We start from the raw sequence: 26,540 nt of genomic DNA, 5'->3' as shown, positions 1-26,540 counted from the left end.
GGCAATAACCATTCGTTGATTCGAATGAGATCTCCCTCTGTTCGCATCCTTATTTGATGTTTAAAAAGAACGGGAGACGAGCTTGCAGTGCGTCTAATTGATTCATTTGCTTGAGCAATATCACAGGTTCGTAGTAGTCGCCAAGTGCTGCGCGCATCTTACCATCAAGATAATTGCCGCCTCCGAAAGTGTTGAACAGCTGTTCAAACCAATCTGTCGGTGCTGGATAAGTATGGGTATGATATTCTGAAAGCTTTGCAAGCTGTGCGGCTTTAGCTACTGCTGCATCGATGCCTCCGAGTTGGTCGATAAGCTTCAACTGCTTGGCCGCCTCGCCGGTAAAGACATGTCCCTGTGCAACTTGTTCTACTTGGGCCGTAGACAGATGTCGTCCGTCGGCTACCCGACGCCGAAACAGTTTGTAACCACGGTCTATATAGGCTTGCATATAACCTAATTCGGCTGCGTTCATTGGTCGAGCACTGGTTCCGAAGGTTGCGTTTCGGTTGGTTTTTACCTCGTCAAATTTGATACCTAACTTTTGGGTGAGCAGCTGACTACGGTCGGGCACTATTCCAAAGATACCTATGCTACCCGTAATGGTAGTGGGTTGCGCCACGATCCAGTTGGCGTTGCAGCTCATATAATAGCCACCCGAAGCTGTTACGCCACCCATCGACACTACGACAGGTTTTTTTCGTTTGAGCATCTCGATCTGATGCCACAGCTGTTCAGATGCGTACGCACTGCCGCCACCCGTATTGATGCGAATGACTACAGCCTTCACGTCGTCGTCTTCCATCAAATCGGCAAGGTCTTTGCACACATCTTGTGCTACGATTTGGTGTTTACTACCCAGCAATCCGCCAGTAATCGGACTGTCGACAATATCTCCATAAGCGTAATAGACGGCAATTTCTTTACCTTTCAACTTCTCCTTGACACCCGACATATCTGCGATGCTGATCTGGTTGATATCTTTATCGTCGTCGATATGAAGAAGTTGCTTTATCTTTTTCTTGATTTGGTCGGTGTAAAGCAGACCGTCTACCATCTTATATTTCACTAACTGGCGAGCATCTTCAAACATAACCAGGCGGTCGGCATAAGTATTGAGCGAATCGATGCTGATCTTCCGACTCTCCGAAACAGCCTTACAGACATTGCTCCAAAGACTTGTGAGATAAGCGGTAGTCTGTTCTCGGTTAGCATCGCTCATCTTATCGCCGGTGAACATCTCTGTCGCACTCTTGTATTTTCCCACTTTCAGCACCTGCATTCGTATGCCCACCTTGGCCAAAAGATCCTTGATAAAAATGGGTTGGGCAGACAAACCGTGCCAGGTAATCATCCCTTGCGGGTTCAGATAAATTTCATTGGCGGCCGAAGCCACGTAATATGTACCCTGAGTATATGTATCTGCATAAGCAATGATCCATTTATGACTCTTCTTGAAATCGAGCAACGCATTGCGAATTTCCTGTAACGAGGCGAAGTCTGCACCTAAGGCGCCGGCTTCAATATAAATACCTTTTATCTTATCATTGTTTTTTGCCTTTTTAATGGCAGATAAGATCTTTTCCAATCCCAAGTTACCGAAGGGAGTGCCGGCAAACTGTTGGAAAACGTTATCTTCTGACTGCTCTTGCAATTCACCTGATAAGTTAAGTACAAGAACCGACTTATCCGCAACGGTTTTAGTGGCTTCACCGGCTGAAACCATACCTACCAAACTCATCACGCCGATGATTATGACGATGATTGAGAAAATAAATAAACCTGCGATTGTTGCAAGCGTGTGCTTAAAAAAATCTTTCATACGATAGAGACACGTTAAGTTGTTGCTGCAAAGATAGTAAAATAAATGATAACTAACAGTTTATACTTTATCTTTTTTATCTTTTCGGTGAATATGTGGATGAAATTAAGTATATTTGCAGCTATGAAACGGGCAATAATCATAGGCGCGTCATCGGGTATCGGACGCGAAGTGGCGATGCTCTTGCTGGCTGATGGCTGGCGCGTCGGCATTGCGGCGCGTCGCATAGAGGTGCTGAGGGAGATTAAGAATGCTTTTCCTGAGCAAGTAGAAACTGCACGGATAGACATTACCGACAATGGAGCAGCAACTGAATTGCAATCTTTGGTCGATCGGTTGGGCGGAATGGATCTGTATTTTCACGCATCGGGAATTGGTCAACAAAACAGAACGGTAGATGCAGATATTGAAATGCGCATCGTGGAGACCAATGCCTTGGGCTTCACTCGTATGGTAGACGCAGCTTTCGGTTATATGGTTGCCCACGGAGGAGGGCATATCGCCGTTATTTCTTCTATCGCAGGGACGAAAGGTCTGGGCCCGGTGGCGGCTTACAGTGCAACGAAAGCATTCCAAAACACTTATATTCAAGCTTTGGAACAACTGTCTATCAGTAGAAAACTGAATCTTTCTTTCACTGATATTCGCCCCGGATTTGTAGACACGCCGTTGTTGACGGGCGATCGTTATCCGCTTTTAATGGACAAAACGCGTGTAGCCCGGTACATCGTTCGTGCGTTGGCCGCGCGGCGACACGTTTGTATCATCGACTGGCGTTATCGCATTCTGGTCTTTTTCTGGCGACTCATCCCCAACCGGATGTGGCGGAAAATGCGTTTGACAAACCAAAAGGGATAGTGCAAATCCAATCGTTGCGTATGCGAAGTAACCATCTTTTGTGAGTTGGAACAACCTTATCCGTTACATTAGAGCATATTGTTTGATGCCATAGGACAGAATATTATGGCACTTATTAGTAATATACTACAAGCATAAGTAAATATAAATAGACGGCAACCTTGAATATTGTCATCTTGCTTATATGTATTTGATAATCAATGAAATATAACTTACATTCCAATTAACTGTTAGTTGTGTTACATTTAACGGCTAATTGGTATACAACTAACCGTTAAATGCCAGGTCATTAACCGTTAAATGCATGGTATTTTCAAGGGATTTGTAACTTGTTTGTAATCAGTCGATTACAAATAGAGTGGGTTATCGCCCGCGAAACAGACTGCTGCCGTTGAATTTTCGGTATAATTTCCACCCGAGAATCAGACCGTCGATGATGCCTGTTCCAGCATTTAGCAGGCCCATAATACGTTTAGAAGGACGTGTATCAGATATTTCGGGCTGATGAAACAAGTCGTTCCATAATGTCCGAATCTGTTCGTCAGCTTTACGGATGTCCTCGTGTAGTGTCTCCTTGCGGGTTCGAATCTCGTTCAAAGATTTGTAGGATGTAGAGGAAGTTTGGTCAATGTTGCCCATAGTTTTACTTCTCCATTAAAAGGTTTGCCAGAAAACCGACTAACGGACGCTCGATCCACTGCCTGCGAAAGATGATGCACAGCAACAGAATGAATAGATATCCGCCTGCAACGACACCGAAAGCGCCGGCTGCTCCAAGGTTGGGTGTCAAAGCGTAGGCTGCAGAAAACGACAGATATATTACCGCAAGTAATAGTAATAAGGCCAATACGACCGTCATTGCAGCTACTGTAAGCAGTCTCACGATCTTCTCGATTACATCGAGCTTCACGTATTCCGTTTGAAGCCCGATGTAATGTTTGAGCACCTCTACGAGCTGCCCGATCGTCTCAATGTTCTTGTCGTTGGAAAACATCATACTCATCCAGCCATCTCATTGGCTGCATCTTTAATATCATCAACCAAGTCGGCTACTTCTTTTCGACTCAGTTTGATATTATGTTTGTTGCAGAAGTTGTCGACAGCATCTGCAATACGCGTACGTGTTTCTGCTCCCTTTTCGGGTGCAACTAACAAACCGAGAGCTGCTCCGGCAATGGCTCCGCCGAGGAAAGCTCCAATGTAACCTAACGTTTTCATCTTCTATCAATTTTAGTTAGACAAATGTTCATTCTTCCTTTCGGTTCGGCATTACAATGAGATGTATTCGAACCGAGGGCGTTATTTGAAAGCAAATATAATGAAATATTATGAGATATGTACAATTTGGCCTATATTTTTTGTTAAAAAGGTTGTATTTCCTTGATTTAACAAACTTTATGCGGGTTTTCTCTTCTTATTTATCAGATAATTCGTATCTTCGCACTGTTTAAAATTGAACATAAGTTGAACTTCTAATAACTAAGTAAGATGATGAAAAAAGGATTTATTTTGAGCGCCAGTTTAATAGCAGCCCTGATGTTGGCAAGTTGCGGTTCGAATAAAGAGAGCGCTTATAAGAAAGCTTATGAGAAGGCCAAGGCACAGGAACAGGCACAAGGCGGAGCTCAACAAGACGATGCCCCCGTGGTAGCTCCGTTAGAGGAGAAAACTGCTACACAGTCGACAGTTACCGACAACTACGATAATGTAGTGGCTCGGACCGAAGATGTGACGTTGATCAATGGCTCGGGGCTGAAAGCTTATAGCGTGGTTGTAGGCTCGTTCTCAGTAAAAGCTAATGCAGAAGGACTGCAAAGCACGCTGAAGTCGGCTGGCTATGATGCACAATTAGCGTACAATTCTAATCGGAATATGTATCGGGTGGTAGCTTCTACCTATGACACGAAAGGTGATGCGGCACGCTCTCGCGATGCATTCCGTGCAACTTATCCGGATGCGTGGTTGCTTTTCAAGAAGTAAGTTGAATATTATAGGTGGCACGTTTACTTTCCATTGATTACGGGAAAAAGCGTACCGGACTGGCAGTCACCGATCCGTTGCAGATTATTGCAGGCGGATTGGCGACTGTTTCTACGTCTGAACTTTTTACGTTTCTGCAAGACTATGTTCGGCGGGAAACAGTAGAACGTATTGTGATCGGCGAACCGCGACAGGCCGACGGTTCGCCGAGCGAGAACTTAGAACGAGTGAAACAATTTGTGAATCGGTGGAAACGGGCATTGCCCGATATTCCTATTGAGTTTTACGATGAACGTTTTACATCGGTTTTAGCCCACAGGGCGATGCTGGATGGAGGCTTACGGAAGAAAGCTCGACAAAATAAAGCATTGGTGGACGAGATTAGTGCTACCATTCTTTTGCAAGATTATATGCGTGCGCGGCACCCATCCGTTTAATGATTGACGATTATGATATTACCTATATATATATATGGACAACCCGTTTTGCGGAAAGTAGCTGAGGATATTTCCACAGATTACCCTGGCTTGAAACAGTTGATAGCCGATATGTTCGAGACAATGGATGCGTCGGACGGTGTCGGGTTGGCAGCGCCTCAAATCGGGAAGTCGATTCGAGTGGTTGTGATCGACCTCAATGTACTGTCTGATGATCTGCCCGAATATAAGGATTTCCGCAAGGCTTACATTAATCCGCACATCCTTGAAACGGATGAAGCATCTGAGAAAAAGACAATAGAGGAAGGGTGCCTATCGTTGCCGGGCATTCACGAAAATGTAGAACGATCTACGAGAATCCATGTAAGGTATCTCGATGAAGAACTCAATGAACACGATGAATGGGTAGAAGGGTATTTGGCTCGTGTGATGCAGCACGAGTTTGACCACTTAGACGGCAAACTGTTTATTGATCGTATCTCGCCGCTTCGTAAACAATTGATTCACGGTAAACTTAAAGCGATGTTGCAAGGACGTTATCGCTGCGGTTATAAAACCAAGCCTTTGCGTAAATAAAAGATATGCGGAAGTATGTTATTCTCTTGTTATTGTCTGTCATTTCGATAGGGACACGTGCCCAATTCAATACAGACAGGCTGATAACGAGTGGGGAGATAGCTCTCCACTATGAGGATTATGTGCTTTCGATTCAATACTTCAATCAAGTTATTGCGCTCAAACCTTATCTTTATCAGCCGTGGTTGTATCGCGGTGCAGCCAAGTTTTATTTAGACGATTTTACCGGGGCGGAAGCCGATGCCACGCAAGCTGTCAAGCTGAATCCATATATTGATGGTATTTATGACCTTCGGGCGATTGCACGAATCAGACAAAAGAAATACGAACAGGCTATTACCGATTATTCGGAAGCTATTCGTATCAATCCTGCCAATCGTAACTACTGGTTCAATCGGGCTATATGCAGGATGAATGTAAAAGACTATCAGGCGGCACATAATGAAGTAGATACGATCATCAGACGCTGGGCGAAGTTTGCTAATGCCTATTCGCTCAATGCTGAACTTTACTTACAGGAGAAAGATACGGTGCAAGCTGCCAAATGGCTTGACAAGAGTTTGGCCGTAGATCCGTATGACGGTGATGCCTGGACCACGCGGGCCTATATCAGTTTGGCGCGTAAACAGTGGCGCGATGCCGATAAATTTCTGAGTAAAGCGCTGCATATCAAACCTAAGATGGTCAGTAATTATGTCAACAGAGCATTGGCCCGATTCAATTACAACAATCTCCGCGGTGCGATGGCCGACTATGATACAGCGCTTGATTTAGACCCCAATAACTTTTTGGCGCATTACAATCGTGGTCTGCTCCGAATGCAATTGGGCGATGATAATCGTGCCATTATCGATTTTGATTATGTCATCAAGATGGAGCCCGGCAATGTCTTAGCCATCTTCAATCGTGGAATCTTGCACGATAAGACGGGTAATCTTCGGGCTGCCATTCGCGATTATACAGCTGTCATAGACCAATTCCCTAATTTCTGGACCGGACTTCAATATCGTGCGCGTTGTTATCGGCGCCTTGGAATGACTGCGCAGGCAGAGCGGGATGAGTTTCGCATCTTTAAGGCTCAGATGGATAAGCACGTTGGTTTGCAGGCGCGGTGGAGTAAGGCCAAGGCTAAGGTTTTACGCAAACGTAGTGAGATTGATCCTGAGAAATATAATCAGCTCGTAGTGGCAGATGAAAATACGGTTGAGCACGAGTATAAAAGCGAATACCGCGGGCGTGTACAGAATCGTTCGGTCGAGACTTTGCCGATGCCTATGTATATGCTTTCTTATTTTAAATATACCAACGGTATCAAGTCTTATCAGGCTTTCGACCGCGAGGTTGAAGCTTTTAACAATACCCAGAAGCCTGCCCGCCATCTTTATGTCACCTGCAATCCGCCGCAGCTCAATGAAGCACAGACTTATACTTTCTTCCATTCCATCGATAGCTTGTCGTCTCTTGTTGATGCACAGCGCAATGTCGACCGGGCGAAACCTCTTTTATTGCAACGCGCTGTAGCCTATTCGGTGGTGCAGAATTACGATGCAGCTATTACCGATCTCACTGCTTATATTCAGATAGATAGCACGTCGGCCATTGCTTATTATCAACGCGGCGTATGTCTGACGATGATCAGCGAGTTCAATGTTTCGCAAGGTATTAATGCGCAGTTGCAGATGGCGCGTGCGATGAGCGATTTCGACACTGCCGTTAAGCTTAGTCCGAAGAACGCTTATATTTATTTCGACCGTGCGAATCTTTATGTCCGACAAAAGAATTACAGTAAAGCGATAGACGATTACACCACTGCTATTGCCTTGAATGCCAATTTAGCCGAGGCTTATTACAATCGAGGCCTTATCCGTATGCAGTCTGGCGATAGGCCAGGCGGCGTAACCGATCTCAGCAAAGCTGGCGAATTAGGGCTTTACAGTGCTTACAGCATCATCAAGAAAAGCGAGAAGAAGTAATTGCAATTCGTTATTCATTTATGCCGTTATCTCCGGAGAAAAGGTTACTTTTGCAACTGATTAAGATTAAAAACTAATTTGTTATGGTTAAAATCACATTTCCGGATGGCTCTGTTCGTGAATACGAAAAGGGCGTAACCGGGTTACAAATCGCCGAGAGCATCTCACCGGCTCTCGCCCGCGACGTTGTATCTTGCGGAGTTAATGGTGAGACGGTAGAACTGAACAGGCCGATCGACCAAGATGCGCACATCGCACTCTACAAATTTGAAGATGAAGAAGGTAAGCACACCTTCTGGCATACGTCGGCGCATTTGCTGGCCGAAGCGCTGCAAGAACTTTATCCCGGCATTCAGTTCGGTTTCGGGCCTGCCATCGAAAATGGTTTCTTCTATGACGTAATGCCTAAGCAGGGGGATGTCATCAGCGAGAGCGATTTCCCGAAGATTGAAGAAAAAATGCGCGAGCTGGCTAAGAAAAACGAGCCCGTTGTGCGAAAGAATGTGTCGAAGGCAGATGCCCTTAAAGAGTTCGGGGCCGATGGGCAGGAATATAAGTGCGAACATATCGACCAAGATCTGGAAGACGGTACCATTTCTACCTACACACAAGGCGCTTTTACCGATCTCTGTCGCGGTCCACATCTCGTGTCCACTGGTGCCATCAAAGCCATCAAAATCACGAGCGTGGCCGGTGCATTCTGGCGCGGCGATGCCAAACGTGAGCAAATGACACGCATTTATGGCATTACTTTCCCCAAGAAGAAAATGCTCGATGACTACTTACAGATGCTTGAAGAAGCCAAGAAGCGCGACCATCGCAAGATCGGAAAAGAAATGGAGTTGTTTATGTTCTCCGAGAGAGTAGGAAAAGGACTTCCTATCTGGCTTCCGAAAGGAACGGAATTGCGTCTGCGTCTGCAAGATATGCTGCGCAAGATTCAGAAACGATTCGGTTATCAGGAGGTCATTACGCCGCATATCGGTTCAAAGAACCTTTATATCACCAGCGGACATTATGCGCATTACGGTAAGGATTCATTTCAACCGATCCGCACTCCGGAAGAAGACGAGGAGTATATGCTTAAACCGATGAACTGTCCGCACCACTGTGAGGTATTCTCCTGGAAGCCCCGGTCTTACAAAGACCTGCCTCTGCGCATTGCAGAGTTTGGTACGGTCTATCGATATGAGAAAAGCGGCGAGCTTCACGGCCTTACGCGTGTGCGCTCCTTCACGCAAGACGATGCCCACATTTTCTGTCGCCCCGATCAAGTTAAAGGCGAGTTCCTACGTGTGATGGACATCATTCAGACTGTGTTCAAGATCTTCCAATTCGAAGACTTCGAAGCACAAATCAGCCTGCGCGACCCAAAAGATACCGAAAAATACATCGGCTCCGATGAGGTCTGGGAAGAGAGCGAAACCGCCATCAAAGAAGCCTGCAAAGAGAAAGGCCTCGATGCCAAGATTGCTTACGGCGAAGCAGCTTTCTACGGTCCTAAACTCGACTTTATGGTAAAAGACGCCATCGGCCGTCGCTGGCAGCTCGGGACCATTCAGGTAGACTACAATCTGCCGCAACGTTTCAAACTGGAATATACCGCCGAAGACAACACTAAGCAGACGCCGGTGATGATACACCGCGCCCCGTTCGGCTCGCTCGAACGTTTCTGCGCTGTACTCATCGAGCACACGGCCGGACATTTCCCGCTTTGGCTCACGCCCGACCAAGTAGCCATTCTACCCATCTCCGAGAAATATAACGACTACGCCAAGCGTGTATCCAAATATCTTGACGAGCAAGGTGTACGTGCCACGATCGATGACCGCAACGAGAAGATCGGTCGCAAGATTCGCGACAACGAAATCAAGCGCGTCCCCTATATGGTCATCGTCGGCGAGAAAGAGGCCGCTGACGGACTCGTCTCTATGCGCCGTCAAGGAGGTGGCGAACAAGCCACAATGCGGATGGACGAGTTTGCCAAACGCGTCAACGACGAAGTAGCCGGGATGCTTGAAGTCACGAACATCCATCCCCAGGATTGATAGCCCATAAACCGCAGACAACACTGGCTTTCCGCTTTTGGAAAGCCAGTGTTGTCTGCGGTCTTTTATTTTGTATTTTATAGAAAACGCACGAAAACGATTTTATCTGTCCAACCTGTCATCGTCCTTTTTATTTTGTATTCGACAAGCCCCCTGTTCTCTCGGAATCCATACTTGTTCTCCGAAATATTAAAGAATTACATTTCTACTTTCTGTAAATGGTGTGATGATTGGAAGAACTCTTATAGAGGAAAGAACGATTTTGATTTCCGGTAAAATAGTTTATACGCATAGGAGATTAAGAACGGCAAGACGCTCAATAAAGACTCATCTTAACTGGCCCTTTTCTTATCTATAAAGAATATTCTGAACTAAGCATACCTAATTATACGACAAATATGCTGGGAGGATATAACTTGCAATTAGAAAAGGACACTCAATACTCATAATGGTATGAGTGAAATAAATAAAAATAGGTTGGATATACTAACATTCTCAAGACGACAAGGAAGCGTTAATAAATAAGATATATTTTCTCTCTTTCTATCGGGAAGTGCAAATAAACAAAAATAGATTTCTTCTTTCCATTAGGAAAGTGTAAATATATTTAAATTTGTTTGCTGTTTCCGATGGAATCAGAAGAAAAATAAAGATTTATGGACGATTCCAGATGGAAACAAAGGAAAAAAGTATTTTTTCGATCGGTTTCCGCAGATTGAGAATCGAAAAACGGAAAAGTTTGTTCCGCCGGCAGGAAAACAACTTTTTTATCCCAAACTGGGGTATAAAATAAGATTTTCCTATGAAAGGGATAAATAAAATAAGGAGAAAATTTCTAATGCGTCAGATCTGCCTATATAACAAGACTTAATATATCGCTACTGTTCCTCTTTATATTTAATTTTAGTATTCAAGAAAACTTATACAAAACTTGGGAAACTTTGGGAAGTGAATGTTTCGTCAGTCTGAGATGGTTATGAACGGTAAGACGTGGGTTAATAAATAAAAAAAAGTAGCGTACGGATTAAAATTCTGTTCTATTTTATTGTATAGTTTATAAAATATTGTATATATTTGCAGAAGTTTTTCGCCTAACTACTGAATAACCATAACAAACTAAAAACGCTTAACGAAATAGAAATACGCCTTTTACCATTGGTTGATAGTATTTAAACTGTACGAAGAAATTAAAATAACCTATATTATCAATTTATGAAAAGAAGAATTTGGATGTTTGCCCTTTGTTTATTTTTAGGAGTTATTTCCACCTTAGGTCAAACTATCACCGTTAAGGGAATCGTCACCGATGAAAATGGAGACGTGTTGCCTGGAGTGAGCATAATTCCCAAGTCAGCACCCAAAACGGGTACAGTATCTAACGTAGACGGTAAGTTCTCAATTAAGGTTAAAGTAGGCGAGAAACTTACATTCAGCTTTATGGGCTATACCAGTCGGGAGTTGACGGCCAAGCCTGAGATGAACGTGAAACTGGAACCGGCTGATCTTATGCTCAATGACGTGGTAGTTGTGGGCTATATGGAACGCAAGGTAGCCAATACCTCTGCTTCAGTAGTGAAAGTGGGTGCCAAAGATCTTGCAATGAAACCCGTAGCCAATCCGCTCGACGCCGTACAAGGCAAGGTGAGTGGATTGCAGGTGTTTTCGTCGTCGGGCGAGCCCTCTTCAAAGTTGTCGATGGCCTTGCACGGGCAAGGTTCGCTCGGTGCTGGCACGGGGCTTTTGGTTATCTTAGACGGTATGCAGGTGAGCATGGGCGTTTTACAAGCAATGAACCCCAACGACATCGAGAGCGTACAATTCTTGAAAGATGCCGCCGCTACCTCTATCTATGGAGCTCGGGCAGCCAACGGAGTGATGTATGTCACCACCAAAAGAGGGAAATCGGAGATGCGGGCCAGCATCAATATTCGTGCACAATATGCGGTTTCGTCGCTGGCCAATACCGATTATTTCGACCAATTGATGAGCGGCCCCGAACTGCTTCGCTATTATCAGGAAACAGGAATATATAGCGCAACCGAAATAGCACAGCTGAAAGAAAAGTATTTCAAAGAAACAGATTTCCAATGGTATAAATACGTATATCAGCCGGCTCCGATGTATACGGCCGATATATCTGTGTCGGGTGGCACAAACACGGTCAACTACTATTTCTCGGGCGGTGCGCTTAGTCAAGACGGTTTGCGTATGGGGTCGGGCTATAAGAAAGCTTTCGGGCGAATGAACCTCGGAGCAAAGCTTAACGACTGGGTGCGCGCCAACATCAACACACAGGTGTCTTACGACGATACACGTCTGTCGCCTTTCGGCAATAATAATGCAGTGGGCGGAGGTTTGGCAGCAATGAACGCTCCTTTCGCTTCTCCCTACGATCCTAATACGGGGCAGGAATTAGAGCGCGTACCGCTGCTTGATATCGCAACCCCGCGGCACGTTATCTCTACCAATCCCGCCCGGTCGAATGCTTTCATTCTGTCTACCAACGGTAGCCTTACTCTTACACCACTGAAAGACTTTACGATTCGTTCGATGGTAGGTTTGGAGCTCGACTACGGTACCAACCGTTCGCGTACGTTGCCCAGCTATTATCGTGCTTATGGCAACGGTAGCTCGTCGCGCGGTTTTTCCAAGGCCTCTAATATTACTGTTACCAATACGGCAACCTACAAAATGGCTTTCGGCGATCATCATCTCACTACATTGCTCGGGCACGAGTATATCGATTATAAAGACGATGGCTTTTCGGCAAGTGGCTCCGGATTGCTCGACGATCGGCTTTATCTGCTCAACAACGTAACACGAAACTATGCCGTGAGCGAAGAAGAAACGGGCTACGCTTTCTTGTCGTTCTTTACACAGATATCTTATGATTATGCAGAGAAATATTTCGTAGACCTTGTTTTACGCAACGATGCCTCTTCGCGTTTCGGGAAGAACAAGCGTAACGGACTGTTTTGGTCGGTTGGGCTCTTGTGGAAAGCCAAGGAAGAACGCTTCCTTAAAAATGCAACATGGCTCAATGCTCTCGATGTAAAAGGCAGCTACGGAACACAGGGTAACTCGTCTATCCCGCCTTACAGCACAGCAGCTTACGTGGGGAAAGTAGGCCAAAAGATGGACAAAATGAGTATGGGATTTATCAGCGACGGTAATCCTAACTTAGGATGGGAACGGCAAAGCAAACTTACTATCGGAGTAAAAGCGCGTATGTTTAACAGAATAGATGTAAACCTGGAATACTACAATCGTATTACGAGCGATATGCTCTTCGAAGTTCCCTTGTCTTACAGCTCCGGTTTACCCACAGGGAGCCTCGGTTATGTTACTCGGTATGAAAATGTGGGCAGATATCTCAATCACGGTATTGACTGTCAGCTGAATGTAGATATCTTGAGAGGTAAAGACTGGGGTGTATCTACCAATGCCAACTTCAACTACAACCGTGATAAGGTGTTAGAACTCTTCGAGGGTCGTGATCATTGGTACGAGCCGGGGTCTCAACTTGGTTACATCGTAGGTAAGCCCGTTACATTTATGGTTCCGCTTTATAAGGGAGTGAACCCCAAGAACGGTGTTCCCGAATGGTATAAGCCCGGTACGGATATCGGACAAACAAGGCGCGACGATAGCGATGTGGCAACAGAATATACCAGCTCTTTAGAGCAAAACTCAGGCGTCAACGCCTATACACCCGTTACCGGCGGTTGGGGCATATCGGCATATTGGAAAGGGTTCTACGTGAATGCTGATTTCTTCTTCGCCCTTGGCAAACACATGCTTTCGATGGATAAGCAACGCTATGAGAACGACTACTATATTCGCGATCGCGAAAGCAACTTCAACGGTTCGCGTAGGCTCTTCGACTATTGGAAGAAAGAGGGCGACAATGCCGAATTTCCATCTCTTGAATGGGTTCGGAAAGATAATCATCAAAGTACCTACCTTGACTCTAAAATGTTAGAGAATGCCTCTTTCATGCGGCTTAAAAACTTCACGCTCGGTTACGATTTGCCTCGCAAGGCTTTGGGCAGACAAAAGGTTGTGCGGTCGGCCAAACTCTTCTTTACAGGTAGAAACCTGCTTACCTTTACGAAGTTTAGGGGTATTGATCCCGAGATTAACCGCAGTATATCCTATGGCGTTAATCCCAACACCAAACAGGTAAGCTTCGGCGTAGAAATAGGTTTATAACCAGTTATAACACATTTTGATAGATATATGAAAACGAGTAAGATATTATTTTTCGCATTGCTATTGGTAACAGTGGCACAAGGGTGTGACTTAGATCGCGAACCAGCCGACTATATCAATTATGAAGACTCTTTCAGAAATATACAAGATGCTAAGAAATGGGATAACGGTATTTATTCTACCTTGCGTGGTAAATTTGGTGGAGGCTATGTACTGCCCCAAGAAGCCCAAGCCGATATGCTCAATGCCCATGCTGCTTTCAACAGTCTCTACGCTGATTTTCACGGCTGGACTTTATTGCCCGAAAGCAATGTGATACAAGAGATTTACCATTCTTATTATGCAGCCTTAGTAGACGCTAACGTGGTAATAGAGTTACTACCACGTTTGCAAGTGGGAGAAGAGGAGAAACCCAATCGTAACCATTACTTGGGAGACGCCTATTTTGCACGCGCATTCTATCACTTTAATCTTGCCCTACGGTGGGGAGAGCCCTACGAGGAGAGTACGGCAGATAAAACTCTGGGCATACCACTGGCACTTATCCCTAAACCATTGGAAAAACCGGGACGTGCTACGAACCGCGAAACCTACAAACAAATACTAAAGGATTTGCAAGAGGCCGAAACACTGTTAACCGACGTTTCTACGAAAGCTGGAAATACGGAAATAAGTGCCGATGCCGTAAGGGCATTGCGTGCACGCGTATACCTTTATATAGGTGATATGGAAAAGGCGTTTGCCGAAGCTAAGCAACTCATTGACAAAGGCATTTATCCTCTGATAACGGCATATAAAGCAAAACTAAATAGTCAGCAGAAGATAGATCCTCGCGAAGACGCTTTTGCCCAAATGTGGTTTTATGATAGCGGTGTAGAACAGATTTGGCAACCTTATGTAGCAAAAGAAAACGAAATCCCCACAGTTACCAATCTTTATGGTGCCGACTTGTCTACAACCACTCATTGGGATGGTGCAGGTGTACCAAGCAAAGTCGGCGACTACAACAAACCGCCTTATGTAGCTACGAAAGAGGTGATGAATACGCTCTTCGCAACAGAAACCGATCACCGTGCCTTGTCGCTCTTTGAATTTGTGAAGACAACGGTCAGTGATGTGAATAATTCTACAGAGCTTTATGTAATATCTAAATTCAAAGGTAATCCCAATTACGCTACACTTAACAGCACACATTGGGGAGGTTATGTTCCGAACGGGAACCAAGCACCCAAACCTTTCCGTATTGCCGAGCAATATCTCATCGCAGCCGAGGCAGCCCATAAGCTGAACCGCTTGGATGCCGCAAAGGAATACCTCAATACGCTTCGCATTTCACGCGGAATGCCCGTTACTACGTTGGATGGAGAAGCGCTTTACGAAGAGATAAAGAACGAGCGTGCCCGTGAACTGGCCTTTGAAGGCTTCCGCCTTTGGGATCTGCGTCGCTGGAAACAAGGCATAGGTCGACGCTCACACCAAGGTGCAAAAGGTTACTACCAAGTGCCGAGCTCTTTCTATGCTGCCGGGTTTAGAGAAACGATGAATATTCGAGCAGACAATTATAGGTTTGTATGGCCGTTCCCCAAGAATGAAATTACCATAAACAAGAAAATCAAGCAGAATGCAGGTTGGGACAAATAGTCTGTTTTATGAAACTAAAATATTGCTCTATGTATAAAAAACTTAGAATACTGGCATTTCTCATCGTCGCAATGTTGATGAGCGCTTGCCAAAAGGATTTGATATTAGACGGCACATCGGATGTCGTTGTTGATGCGGCAGAAACTATCACCTTCAAACAAGAAGGAGAAACCAAAGTCGTAGCGTTTACTACGCTCTCAGGAAAATGGAGCGTAGATCAAGGATCTTACGACCGATGGCTAACCGTAGAGAAAAAAGATGGCAAACTGGTAGTCGCTGCACAGGCAAACAATTTGTCGGATGAGCGCCAAACCCAAATTACTCTCAATACTGTGAGTGGAAAATATTCTATGGCAGTAACACAATTTGGTACAGCTCCGTACATCTCTATCGAAGGAAGCAATGGAACAGCAGTATACAATCACGAGGCACATACGGCTATCGCACTCAACGTAATTACCAATACCGATAATTGGCGGGTGGAGCAGGTGAATAAAGAAAAAAATAGCTGGCTCAGTTACGAGGTGAACCTCAAAGAACACAAACTCTTACTCAATCTCACAGCCATCAACCGTAACAGCGAGTGGGCACAAACCAGCAGAAACGAAAAACTGTTTCTCACCAACGGTAATAAGCATTATTTGCTCAACGTGGTGCAAAATGGATATGTGCAGTTCCAGCTGCCTGTTTGGGATTTCGACAATTTCAAACTAGATCGTGTCGTTGCCTTGGAAGGTGAAAGAAACAACATTCGCGATTTAGTCTTTGAGCGAGACTTCTTGTTGCCCTACAATGTAGAACAGGAAAAGATGTATTATGTTTTCCACTCTCCCGGAGAACAAGCCCCGCATATCCTTTATAGTCGCAATTATTATACAGGGATTATCAACACGGCTTGGCTAAAGGCTCCCAAAGGAGAAACGTTTAAGAAAGAATCTCTCGAATCTTGGCTAACCCAGAATAATTTCAAACAGGGAAATAAGCAACGCAATGAAGATGAAACGGAATTCTATTGCGAGGAAAACGAAAAGACTCGACTATTGCATATATACAACGCAGTTGAAAATTATTCTTGGATGGGCGGAGGCCTCTTCAAGAGTGCTTGTATGAAATATACCGAGTCGCCAAACGAATTGCGACTCACCGATGGTTCCATAAGTAGTTTTCCCATCGGTGGTTCACAACATCTGAACGACAAGAAATTCAAACTAGAACAAATCATCGAGTCTGAAAAGAAACGCGGAATGAAACCCGATTATCACAACGAGTTCAATTCGGAGCAAGTAACTACCGAAATTCAAGACCCACTTTGCAAGTATTCTAAGCTGTTGTTTGTACCCGAGAATCCTAGCAACGACGCAGGCTCACTGGCCTATGTTATTTACTATTTCAACTGGCAAGGAGTAACCAAAGATGATATCGATGCCGGTTTAAGGGGCGACGCCGAATATAGCGGAACTGTGGGTCTATGCCAAGTGTTTTATACCGGTGGCGACTTATTTTATGAGCGGAAACTGGAAGGCGAACCCGGTGTGTGGGAATACTATGTTACCAAGCTACGAAGAAATGTAAGGATTGCTCTTGAGCAGAAAGGATACGGATTTGTACGCGAAGACGACAGCGGATATGTTACTTTCTACCGTGGTGAAGAAGACCTCATCGATATGCGACCGCAGAGCACTCGCACGGTTATCTCTTACTATAAGAGTAAACATTACGTAGACATTATCAAGAAACGTTTTAACTTATAGAATCTCGACACGTATGAAAAAATCATTATACAGAGCACTTGTCTGCTCATTCATATCTGTCTGCCTGTTTTCGGCTTGCCACGACGACAATTTGCTGTCGGTAGGAACCGAGCCAAATCATACCGGTAATCAGGCGATAGACGAACTTCCCCTACAACCGGGAATGGCTTTTATCAAACTTAAAGCGAGCTCTGAAATTACAACTCGCGCAGCGACAGAGCATCTTACCCGTGCCAAAGTTTTTGATGATACAAAAATCAAGGTAGAACAAGTCTTCGATATGACAACCGAATACGCCGACTTGAAAAGAAGTCGCGGGCTCGATCGCTGGTTTGTCGTGAGGTTTGATAAGAGTAAGGATGTGAATCAGGTTCTAGACGAACTTCGAAAAGATCCGGCCATAGAAAAAGCACACGGAAACGTAGAGATAGTTCCTACAAAGGTGAGTTACCGACCAGCCAGTCGGGCACCGATCGATCCAAGCAAACTCCTTTCGGCCAACGACGGCCAGGGATATCTCGGTTTCAATGATCCCTACCTAAAGTACCAGTGGCACTATATGACCACCATCGAGAGTTATGGCTGGTTTAAAGAGGGGGTAGACATCGATCTTTTCCCTGCTTGGCAGAAAGAGACTGGCGACCCTAACGTAGTGGTAGCCGTAATGGATTCGGGTATTGATTTCAGCCACGAAGACCTGGCTTCCTCTGCCTGGAAAGGTACCGACAAAGCCACAGGCGCAGAAATACACGGCCGAAACTTCTGGTATGCCGAGAGTGGCCAAGGCGATCCTAATGTGATCATTCCCGGAGCCCACGGTACACACGTGGCCGGTACTATTGCTGCGAGAAATAACAACGGTGTTGGCATCAGTGGTGTGGCTGGCGGAAACGGTCAAGCCAATTCGGGCGTACGACTGATGAGCTGCGAAATCTACGGCCGAGACGATGCTGCTAACGAAGTGGCTACTTCGGCAGCTATTGCCAAGGCTTTCGAGTTTGCTGCCGAAAACGGTGCCCTCGTATGCAACTGCTCGTGGGGATATGCTTTCGATCGGAAGAAGCATCTCAACAACGAGTACTTCCACAAACTCTTCAAATCGCAATTTGCATTGTTGAAAGAAGGAATCGATTATTTTACCGACTATGCGGGCTGTGACCCCACTGGAAAGAAAAAGCTCGGTTCGTATATGAAAGGCGGACTGGTATTTTTTGCCTCGGGTAACGACAGTCAGAACGATATCGAGATGATTCCCGCATCATACGAACGCGTAGTGGCTGTAGGCGCTTTTAGTAGCACCGGCATTCCTACCGACTATATGAACAAAGGCCCATGGGTAGATATATTGGCACCAGGCGGAACCACCGAGAGTCAAGAGGTGCCGAAAGGAATCCTAAGTACCGTGCCCAAAGCATACTACACGATGAAGACCGGCCCCTATCCCAATACCGACTTCACTTTGCCTTCCGATAACAACTACGCTTACGCTCAAGGCACATCGATGGCCACGCCGCACGTTACGGGTATCGCCGCGCTCATCGTTTCGAAATTCGGTAAAGACAATCCTAATTTCACCAACGAAAATCTCCGCAGCCGAATCCTCTCGGCCGTAAAAGCCAGCAGCCCTTATCTTGCGAGGCCTGAGGCTAACCTGGCTGGCAAGATGGGCGTGGGATATATTGACGCCAACTTCGCCCTGTCTGATGCCGAGACGCAGAGCCCTGACGCGCCCACAATCGAGGTAGAAGACTATAGTACCCACCCCACCAAGGGGTATTACGATGCCAAAATCAACTGGCAAGTAACGGCCGACGCTGATGCGCTCAACGCCGAGAAAACGGCTTTTGCCTACGACATTGCGCTCTACAAAAAGGTCGATCCATCCAAACCTGTACAAACGACCACTGCTTTTTCGTACAACAAAAGTCTGGGTGAGGGTATGGAATACGAATTTACCGATCTCGAAACCGACCAAGAATACATCGTAAAGGTTACGGCACGAGATCGATTCGGGAACCAATCTCGCACTGCAGAGAAAACATTCCGCACCCGACTCAATCACGCGCCCGAGTTCACGGCGATGGTCGAAGACAATCTGAAATTGCTCGACACGCAGCCCTATTACCACAAACTGTTGCCAGTGGTCGACGCCGACAACCACACCTGGACTTACACCACGACGCAGCTGCCCAGCGGTGTAGAGTTTAGGCGCGTTGCCAACGGATTCGATCTTCTCATCAAAGTAGGCACGCCGGGTAAGTACGAATTCGACATTACACTAACTGACCAGCTCGGCGGGAAAACCACGCGCAAGATAGCCTACGAGGTAATATCGCACAAGGCTCCTACGAAGACTAAAACCCTAGCTGACGTTTCGCTTTTCGAGAATGATAAAGCTGTAGAGATCGACCTTGCCCAGATCTTCGACGCAATGCCCCATCACACCCTAAGCTTCAGCGCAAGCACCAACAATGCGACCATAGCGAAAGCCGAAATCACTGGTACCAAGTTACGCCTCACGCCTGGCAAGCGAGGTACGGCCACCGTTACCATCACGGCTACCGATGGGGTGAAATCTACTTCGACCACCATTCAGGTAATCGTTACTGGAGCTAATGCACCTGACACCCACGCTGTTTATCCCGTTCCGGCTCACAGCTACATCAAAGCCCTGATGCGTAGCGGCGTTCGGCAAGTGAAAGCGATCGTAACTTCGTTACGCGGGCAGAAACTGATCGACGAAACGATAGAGCCCGACGCCAAGACGCACGAAATAACGCTGGGCATCGATCGCCTCGCCCCCGGCACATATTACCTGCTACTGAAAACCGACCGCGTTACGAGCAAACACACCTTTATCAAGAAATAAAACAACACTATGAACAGAAAAATATTAGCAATCTTTATCCTGACCTCGAGCATCGTCTTAGGTGCATCGGCGCAGAGCCGCATATTGCCCATTCTCGAAGCAAACCCCGACATCCGTACCGCGGCCATGGGTAACACGATGCTCGGCAGCACCAACCAAATGTATATCTACAGCAATCCCGCTGCGCTTACTTTCGGCCCGCGCCGGCTATCGATAGACGCGAGTACAATAGCCTATCCCAAATCGGAAGACGGCCGACTGATGCAATACGTAGCCTCGGCAGGATACAAGTTTGCCAACAGATCGGCTTTGCTCGCAGGCGTTCGCTACCAAGGCGGATTAACCGTACAAGGCAATGGGCAAACAAACCAGCGCAACACGATCTCGCCCTACGATTTAACCATCGACCTAGGCTATTCGTTCGCTGTTGTGCCCGAGTTGGCCGTTTATGCTACGGCCACTTACGCCAAGAGTCGCGCCGCGACTTCTACCAACGCATACGCTTTCTCGGTGGGCGCAGCTTACCAGAAAGCCTTTCGTCTATCAGTAACCCTACCGACACGCCTCACGATAGGTGCCCGACTGCTTGACCTCGGCAAACCGGTGAAGTTCAACGATACGGGGTTGCCTTATAGTTTGCCGACATCGGTTGCTGTAGGCGGCGATTGGAATGTGAACATAGCCCGGCAACACGCACTGACCTATGCGCTGTCGTGTCGCCACTTTACACCAAAGGCTGCCCACGAAACACTCGTAGGTACAGGCTTAGAGTATACCTACAACAAGATGGTCTCCCTTAGAATGGGCTACCAGTTTTCTGACAAGGCAGCAAATGCCATTACTTTCGGTGCAGGAGGCGAATTTGCAGGCCTCAAACTCAATGTCGCCTACAACCGCACATTTGCTGACTACGGTCTTGACACTTTCTTGATTGGTTTAGGGTACACTTTCTGAAGCACTTGCTGACTATGGTCTTTATATTTTTCTTAGTCAGCTTTGGAGATATCTTCTGAAACATTTGTCCTACCGCAATGTTCTCGTATCAGTTCGTGCTAAGCCTTGCTTATAACTCACGCTCGTGAGTTAAGTCCCTCACCTTTCCAAGTACCTGATAAAAGCCATATCACTCTTCTGCATTGAGGGGTAATGTGGCTTGATTCATCCTTTTAGTTTCATATCTTTTATCACTTTTGCTCCAATAATTTGATTCAACTTAGTGCCTAATAATGTCATTAGAGTAGTATGGTGTCAAAAGTCGTCACAGAGTTCTGTCTGTCTTACTTATCTCTATTCTGTATGAGCCTAACAGCTTTCAGTTTTAATTCCTTATCTTAAATAACAAACTTTAGAACTACTTTTCATTCTCCCCTGCATACTCATATAAAATGAATTGTATATGTTTATATAATTTATTGTTTCATTAAGTAAGTGAAATTCTTTTTCCCATAAATCAATTTTTTAGGTCTTAATTCGTGTAAAATAGCTCTCAGAATTTGCACGAACGAAATAAATTCGATACTTTTGCACACAACTATAATTCTGTGCACTTTTATCAATAGACGGAGGATTTGCGTATGTCCATATCCAAAACAAGGCAAAAATTAGTAGATGTTGCAAGATTGTTATTTGCAAAAAATGGGGTTGCCAATACCACAATGAATGACATTGCCATAGCTTCGGGCAAGGGACGACGCACGCTTTACACCTACTTCAACAGGAAGGAAGATGTGTATTATGCCGTCATCGAGTCTGAATTGGAGCGACTCAGCGACAAACTCGATGAAGTGGCAGCCAAAAAAATCGCTCCGCAAGACAAGATCATTGAACTGATCTATACCCATCTCAGTATGATCAAAGAGACGGTGGTGCGCAATGGCAATCTGCGTGCAGAGTTTTTCCGCAATATTTGGATGGTGGAGAAGGTGCGAAAGAATTTTGATGAAGACGAGATCGAGCTTTTTCGCAAGGTCTATGCAGAAGGAAAGGCCAGTGGAGAGTTTGATATCGACAACGTAGATTTGGTGGCCGATATCACGCATTATTGCATCAAAGGATTAGAAGTGCCGTTCATCTATGGACGATTGGGACATGGACTCACCGAGGAAAGTAGTAAGCCGCTCGTGGCCAAGGTGGTATACGGTGCGTTGGGAAAGACGAGAATGAGATGAATTGATCATTAATTATAAACTTTTAAACATAAGAACGAAATGAAATTATTAGCTGGAAAGACGGCGCTTATCACGGGTGCCGCACGCGGTATAGGCAAAGCCATTGCCTTGAAGTTTGCCGCAGAGGGTGCAAACATCGCGTTTACCGATCTCGTTATCGATGAAAACGGCAAGGCAACAGAGGCTGAAATTACAGCACTCGGCGTGAAAGCGAAAGGCTATGCCAGCAATGCGGCCGACTTTGCACAGACAGAAGACGTCGTGAAATTAGTAAAAGAGGAATTTGGATCGGTAGATATTCTTGTCAATAATGCTGGTATTACGAAAGACGGATTGATGCTTCGGATGAGCGAAGCACAGTGGGATGCCGTGATTGCAGTCAATTTGAAGAGTGCGTTTAATTTCATCCACGCTTGCATTCCGGTGATGATGCGTCAGCGCGGAGGCTCAATTATCAATATGGCATCGGTCGTCGGTGTGCATGGTAATGCTGGTCAGGCCAACTATGCGGCCTCGAAAGCCGGCCTGATTGCCCTTGCCAAGAGTGTAGGTCAGGAGATGGGGCCCAAGGGGATACGTGCCAACGCTATTGCCCCGGGCTTTATCGATACGGCGATGACCCAGCAGTTGTCCGACAAAGTGCGTGAAGAGTGGGTGAGCAAGATTCCTCTTCGCCGCGGCGGAACCGTTGACGACATTGCCAATTGTGCTGTTTTCTTGGCTTCGGATATGTCGAGCTACATCAGCGGACAGGTGATTCAGGTAGACGGCGGAATGAATATGTAGTTTGGTTGGATGAAGGATGAAAGATGAGAGATTCATTGTCCGGAAGAGTCAGTCTACGATTAACTTTCCAACGAATGATCTTTCATCCCTCATCTGATAACCTTTCATCCGGTATCACTCCTTCATCTTTCATCATTAATCATTCATCCCGATGCTGATAGCCTACGAAGACAATCACATAATCATTGTTTCCAAGCGCAGTGGGGAGATTGTGCAGGGAGACAAAACGGGCGATACGCCGCTTGCAGAGACTGTGAAAGTCTATCTGAAAGAGGCTTATGCCAAACCAGGCAATGTTTTCTTGGGAGTTGTTCATCGGTTAGACCGACCCGTTTGGGGATTGGTCGTCTTCGCAAAGACCTCTAAGGCCTTGTCGCGTCTCAACAATATGTTCCGCGACGGAGATGTACACAAGACCTATTGGGCCATCACACGCAATGCGCCCCAAGCTCAAGAGGGCGAGCTGACGAACTGGTTAGTGCGCAATGAAAAGCAAAACAAGAGCTATGCTTACGAACACGAGGTGCCTTATTCTAAAAGAGCTGTGCTACGATATCGCATCATTGGGCATAGCGACAATTATTATTTATGGGAAATTCAGCTGTTAACGGGTCGCCATCATCAGATTCGTTGTCAGTTGGCTAACATTGGGTGTCCCATCAAAGGTGATTTGAAATACGGAGCCAAACGCAGTAATCCCGACGGAAGTATCTGTCTCTTGTCGCGCCGAGTAGAGTTCATTCATCCCGTATCTCAGCTTCCTGTTTCTGTTACGGCGCCTTTGCCTGACGATAAGTTGTGGCAAGTGCTGTGTTTGACTGATGATTGAGAATTGATAATTGAGGGATTCTTTTATATAGAACTATCAATTTTTAATTTCCAATTTTCAATTTCTATTTATTCAAAATCAGGTTAAAGTCGTAGCGTAAGGTAACAAGTGCGTAGCTGCCTATCTGCGGTGTGTAAGTCTCATTGAGGCCGGTGAGGTCGGCATCTCTTTGATAACTGCGACGTTGACTGAGTATATCATTCCACGAAAGGCCCAATGTGAGTTGCTTTTTATGTAAGAAACGCCATTCGGCAGAGGTATTCCAAACTATCTGCGAGCGGTCTTTGCGTTGCACGTTCGTACCGCTTCGCAGGCTGTAAGTTGCTGTGGTATTGAGCGTAAGACAGTCGAACATTGTAGCATAGGCATCTAATGAGGTGCTGTAATGGTGCAACAGATCGTGCGAATGGTTCTGCGTGTAAGTCGAACGATGGATGTTCCATAAGGTTTGCAGCGCTATTCTGCCCCATTTAGGTGCGTAGTTGGCCTGCAAACTGCATTGCATCGAGTTGCTGCGGGTATAGCTTCGCTCTGCGTTCATCAGTGCGACGTTTTGCGAATAATCGCCTCTGATATTTGTATTGATATTGAACGCCCCGAAAGATTGCCGATAATAGACTTCTCCGCCGGCACTCCAATTGCCGTTGATATTGACCGGTCGGGTGGTGCGCGAGCCCGTTTGTGCGTTGTAAACGATGTCTTCTGTAACGCTGTTCAGTTCGTTTTGCCATTCGGCCGATGCCGAAAGTCCTAATCGTGTGAGGTCTGCGTTAAACCGGATGTTTTGCGAATAGGTGCTGCGCAGATTGGGATTGCCTTGCGTTTTATAGAGTGGGTCGCGGTCGTCCGTAAGTGTCAGCAGGCTGCGCAGGGGTGGAAGCGAGGTCGAACCGCTGTAAGATGCAGCCAATGTAACTTGCTCTCGCTGCCAGCTTATGTTGAATGAGGGAGAGAATATGGTCATTCGGAGTGTAGTATCGATCTTGACGGCACCCTCGTTTTGGCTGATGCTGCGGTGTTGCGGCGACAAAACGAGATCGGCTTCTATCTCGAACGGCTCACAATTGTAATTGAATGTGCATCGCAATTCATTTGTTGTCGTCGTACTCCGGCTGTGATTGCTGAGGCTGTCTACAAATCCTTGTCGGTAGAGTGGGGGCAAAGTGCCGATGGGAGAATGTCTGTTGTCAAACGGAGAAAGGTCGTATGTGTTATGATGAGTGCTCTCACGACTTGCGGAAAATTTGTAAGCAAGCTGCACGGAGACATTAGCGCCGATCGGTTGACTGAAAGATAGCTCTCCATAGGTTTGTTTCCGGGTAGTGGGCGACTGCGAATAGCGGTCGAGCAGGTACAGAGAGTCGCCGCCTAAGACTGAATGCAGCCGGTGATAAGTGGTTGTCGAGCGGTCGAAATGATTTGAACGGGCGGTAGCCTGGCTGTATTCGCCTTTTAGGGATAGACTGGTACCCGATTCGTTGAGCCGCTGTGTAAAGTTGGCTGTAATGTTGTAATCATTCGATTTGTCGTCTCCCTTGCTACTGCCGTGCACCTCATTGATAATGCTTTCAGGTGCATAAGATTTCGATTCGGTGAAAGGATGGCGCGCGTCGAGCATCGGGCGGGCATCAAAAGTAGCCCGGGCATTGGTGGAATGATTGTGGGAAACGGTGCGGCTGAGTGAGAATTGCAGTCCCAGCAACGATTTCTCGCTGATATTCCAGCGCATACCCCCATTGCCCGAAAACATCCGCAAGGTTGAGAAATGCTCTCCCGTTTGTGACAGATATCGGTTGCCTGTTGTGAGGTATTGTTCATTATACGACGATGAAAGCCTTCCGTTGCGAGACGCATTATAATTGATACTTCCGTTGACAGACAGTTTTTGGGATATGTTTTTATTGAAATTGAAAGCTGCAAATGTTGCTATGTTTCCTTTGTAACGTACTGTTTGTTCGGCATTCGAGCGCTGGGCGTAAAGCGAGATATTGTCTCCGTTCTGCCGAAAATAGTTGGATGTGAGTGCCTGTTGCTGTTTGTTGACCGAACCCCAACCCACTTTGGCCGACGAAAAGAGCATTCCGTCGAACTCGTTCTTGGTCTGAATATCGAGCACATAATGTTTGCCGCCCGATCGAACGCGGGTGATTCGCTCCCGTTCGTCGCGTTTATCGTAAATCTTGATTTTACTGATCAGATCAACGGAAAGGTTTTTCAGTGCAATCTCTATATCGTTATTGAAAAACGTCTGACCGTTGACACATACTCCCTCGATGTTTTTTCCGTGATAGACGAGTGTCTTTTTCTGTCGGTCATAGATGAGACCAGGAATGCGACTCATCAATGTTTCGAGGTAAGAACCTGGTGGTGTCTTGAAGTTCTGGGCGTTGATGACGGTGGTGTCTCCTTTTAACAAAACGTCAGGTTGGCGTGCTGTGATGACCACTTCGCCGATCATCACCGTAGAATCCGTGCGGAACGATGATGTAGGAAGCTCCTTTTGCCCTTGCGAACGACTTGCAATGGCAGTCAGCAAAAGAATCGATAATAGAACGGTTCGTAGCATTCGGCGTGTTGATAACTGCCTGCAAAA

General features: G+C 46.1%; 19 protein-coding genes and 1 pseudogene. 15 read left to right on the top strand and 5 right to left on the bottom strand.

Going from position 1 to position 26,540, the window contains the following annotated elements:
- Positions 1-49 precede the first annotated feature (49 nt).
- Positions 50-1,819: a signal peptide peptidase SppA gene (gene sppA, locus RWY97_RS00760; RefSeq protein ID WP_024992281.1), complete on the bottom strand. Its 1,770-nt coding sequence runs from the start codon at positions 1,817-1,819 to the stop codon at positions 50-52.
- Positions 1,820-1,942: 123 nt separating this feature from the next.
- Here sppA and RWY97_RS00755 point away from each other — a divergent pair, with 123 nt between their 5' ends.
- The gene (locus RWY97_RS00755; RefSeq protein WP_314739390.1) at positions 1,943-2,677 is read left to right on the top strand and encodes an SDR family NAD(P)-dependent oxidoreductase; all 735 of its coding nucleotides are present in this window, start codon (positions 1,943-1,945) and stop codon (positions 2,675-2,677) included.
- Between the two features lie 363 nt (positions 2,678-3,040).
- Here the strand turns inward: RWY97_RS00755 and RWY97_RS00750 are convergent, their stop codons facing one another.
- Genes RWY97_RS00750 through RWY97_RS00740 form a run of 3 tightly spaced genes read right to left on the bottom strand, consistent with a single transcriptional unit; the run spans position 3,041 to position 3,895 of the window.
- Positions 3,041-3,316, bottom strand: a complete 276-nt coding sequence (locus tag RWY97_RS00750) for a hypothetical protein (protein ID WP_024992279.1) — start codon at positions 3,314-3,316, stop codon at positions 3,041-3,043.
- Positions 3,317-3,320: 4 nt separating this feature from the next.
- Positions 3,321-3,671: a phage holin family protein gene (locus tag RWY97_RS00745; RefSeq protein ID WP_314739502.1), complete on the bottom strand. Its 351-nt coding sequence runs from the start codon at positions 3,669-3,671 to the stop codon at positions 3,321-3,323.
- A 5-nt stretch (positions 3,672-3,676) separates the two neighbouring features.
- A complete protein-coding gene (locus RWY97_RS00740) occupies positions 3,677-3,895 on the bottom strand; it encodes a YtxH domain-containing protein (protein ID WP_021583369.1) in 219 nt (72 codons plus the stop codon).
- Between the two features lie 273 nt (positions 3,896-4,168).
- Between RWY97_RS00740 and RWY97_RS00735 the strand changes: the two genes are divergently transcribed.
- The 14 genes and pseudogenes from RWY97_RS00735 to RWY97_RS00675 all read left to right on the top strand — a co-directional run bounded on the left by RWY97_RS00735 (position 4,169) and on the right by RWY97_RS00675 (position 23,947).
- Positions 4,169-4,657 (top strand): SPOR domain-containing protein, encoded by a 489-nt coding sequence (locus RWY97_RS00735; RefSeq protein WP_024992277.1) that lies wholly within the window; start codon positions 4,169-4,171, stop codon positions 4,655-4,657.
- A gap of 14 nt (positions 4,658-4,671) precedes the next feature.
- Positions 4,672-5,094 (top strand): Holliday junction resolvase RuvX, encoded by a 423-nt coding sequence (ruvX, locus tag RWY97_RS00730; protein ID WP_315564984.1) that lies wholly within the window; start codon positions 4,672-4,674, stop codon positions 5,092-5,094.
- 12 nt (positions 5,095-5,106) lie between these two features.
- Positions 5,107-5,670, top strand: a complete 564-nt coding sequence (def, locus tag RWY97_RS00725; RefSeq protein ID WP_021583234.1) for a peptide deformylase — start codon at positions 5,107-5,109, stop codon at positions 5,668-5,670.
- A 5-nt stretch (positions 5,671-5,675) separates the two neighbouring features.
- Positions 5,676-7,643 (top strand): tetratricopeptide repeat protein, encoded by a 1,968-nt coding sequence (locus RWY97_RS00720; RefSeq protein ID WP_315564983.1) that lies wholly within the window; start codon positions 5,676-5,678, stop codon positions 7,641-7,643.
- 83 nt (positions 7,644-7,726) lie between these two features.
- Positions 7,727-9,691 (top strand): threonine--tRNA ligase, encoded by a 1,965-nt coding sequence (gene thrS, locus RWY97_RS00715; RefSeq protein WP_315564982.1) that lies wholly within the window; start codon positions 7,727-7,729, stop codon positions 9,689-9,691.
- 204 nt (positions 9,692-9,895) lie between these two features.
- Positions 9,896-10,216, top strand: a pseudogene (locus tag RWY97_RS09935) (hypothetical protein); the annotation flags it as partial.
- A gap of 687 nt (positions 10,217-10,903) precedes the next feature.
- Complete coding sequence (locus RWY97_RS00710; protein WP_315564981.1) at positions 10,904-13,903, top strand: SusC/RagA family TonB-linked outer membrane protein; 3,000 nt, start codon at positions 10,904-10,906, stop codon at positions 13,901-13,903.
- A gap of 27 nt (positions 13,904-13,930) precedes the next feature.
- Positions 13,931-15,544 carry a RagB/SusD family nutrient uptake outer membrane protein gene (locus tag RWY97_RS00705; protein ID WP_315564980.1) on the top strand — a complete coding sequence of 538 codons (1,614 nt, stop codon included), beginning with the start codon at positions 13,931-13,933 and terminating at the stop codon, positions 15,542-15,544.
- Positions 15,545-15,573: 29 nt separating this feature from the next.
- A complete protein-coding gene (locus tag RWY97_RS00700) occupies positions 15,574-17,295 on the top strand; it encodes a BACON domain-containing protein (RefSeq protein WP_315564979.1) in 1,722 nt (573 codons plus the stop codon).
- A 13-nt stretch (positions 17,296-17,308) separates the two neighbouring features.
- Positions 17,309-20,164: a S8 family serine peptidase gene (locus RWY97_RS00695; protein ID WP_315564978.1), complete on the top strand. Its 2,856-nt coding sequence runs from the start codon at positions 17,309-17,311 to the stop codon at positions 20,162-20,164.
- Between the two features lie 9 nt (positions 20,165-20,173).
- Positions 20,174-21,118 (top strand): PorV/PorQ family protein, encoded by a 945-nt coding sequence (locus RWY97_RS00690; RefSeq protein ID WP_315564977.1) that lies wholly within the window; start codon positions 20,174-20,176, stop codon positions 21,116-21,118.
- Positions 21,119-21,738: 620 nt separating this feature from the next.
- The gene (locus RWY97_RS00685; protein WP_021583188.1) at positions 21,739-22,332 is read left to right on the top strand and encodes a TetR/AcrR family transcriptional regulator; all 594 of its coding nucleotides are present in this window, start codon (positions 21,739-21,741) and stop codon (positions 22,330-22,332) included.
- A gap of 39 nt (positions 22,333-22,371) precedes the next feature.
- Positions 22,372-23,118: a 3-oxoacyl-[acyl-carrier-protein] reductase gene (gene fabG, locus RWY97_RS00680; protein ID WP_024992271.1), complete on the top strand. Its 747-nt coding sequence runs from the start codon at positions 22,372-22,374 to the stop codon at positions 23,116-23,118.
- Positions 23,119-23,269: 151 nt separating this feature from the next.
- Complete coding sequence (locus tag RWY97_RS00675; RefSeq protein ID WP_315564976.1) at positions 23,270-23,947, top strand: RluA family pseudouridine synthase; 678 nt, start codon at positions 23,270-23,272, stop codon at positions 23,945-23,947.
- Between the two features lie 64 nt (positions 23,948-24,011).
- Here the strand turns inward: RWY97_RS00675 and RWY97_RS00670 are convergent, their stop codons facing one another.
- Positions 24,012-26,513, bottom strand: a complete 2,502-nt coding sequence (locus tag RWY97_RS00670) for an outer membrane beta-barrel protein (protein WP_315564975.1) — start codon at positions 26,511-26,513, stop codon at positions 24,012-24,014.
- Between the last annotated feature and the right edge of the window lie 27 nt (positions 26,514-26,540).

Origin of the sequence: Hoylesella pleuritidis, from assembly GCF_963541955.1 — a bacterium.
Taxonomy (GTDB): domain Bacteria; phylum Bacteroidota; class Bacteroidia; order Bacteroidales; family Bacteroidaceae; genus Prevotella; species Prevotella pleuritidis.
The sequence above is the reverse complement of the archived record's forward strand: the minus strand, read 5'-3'. Positions and strand labels throughout refer to the sequence as shown.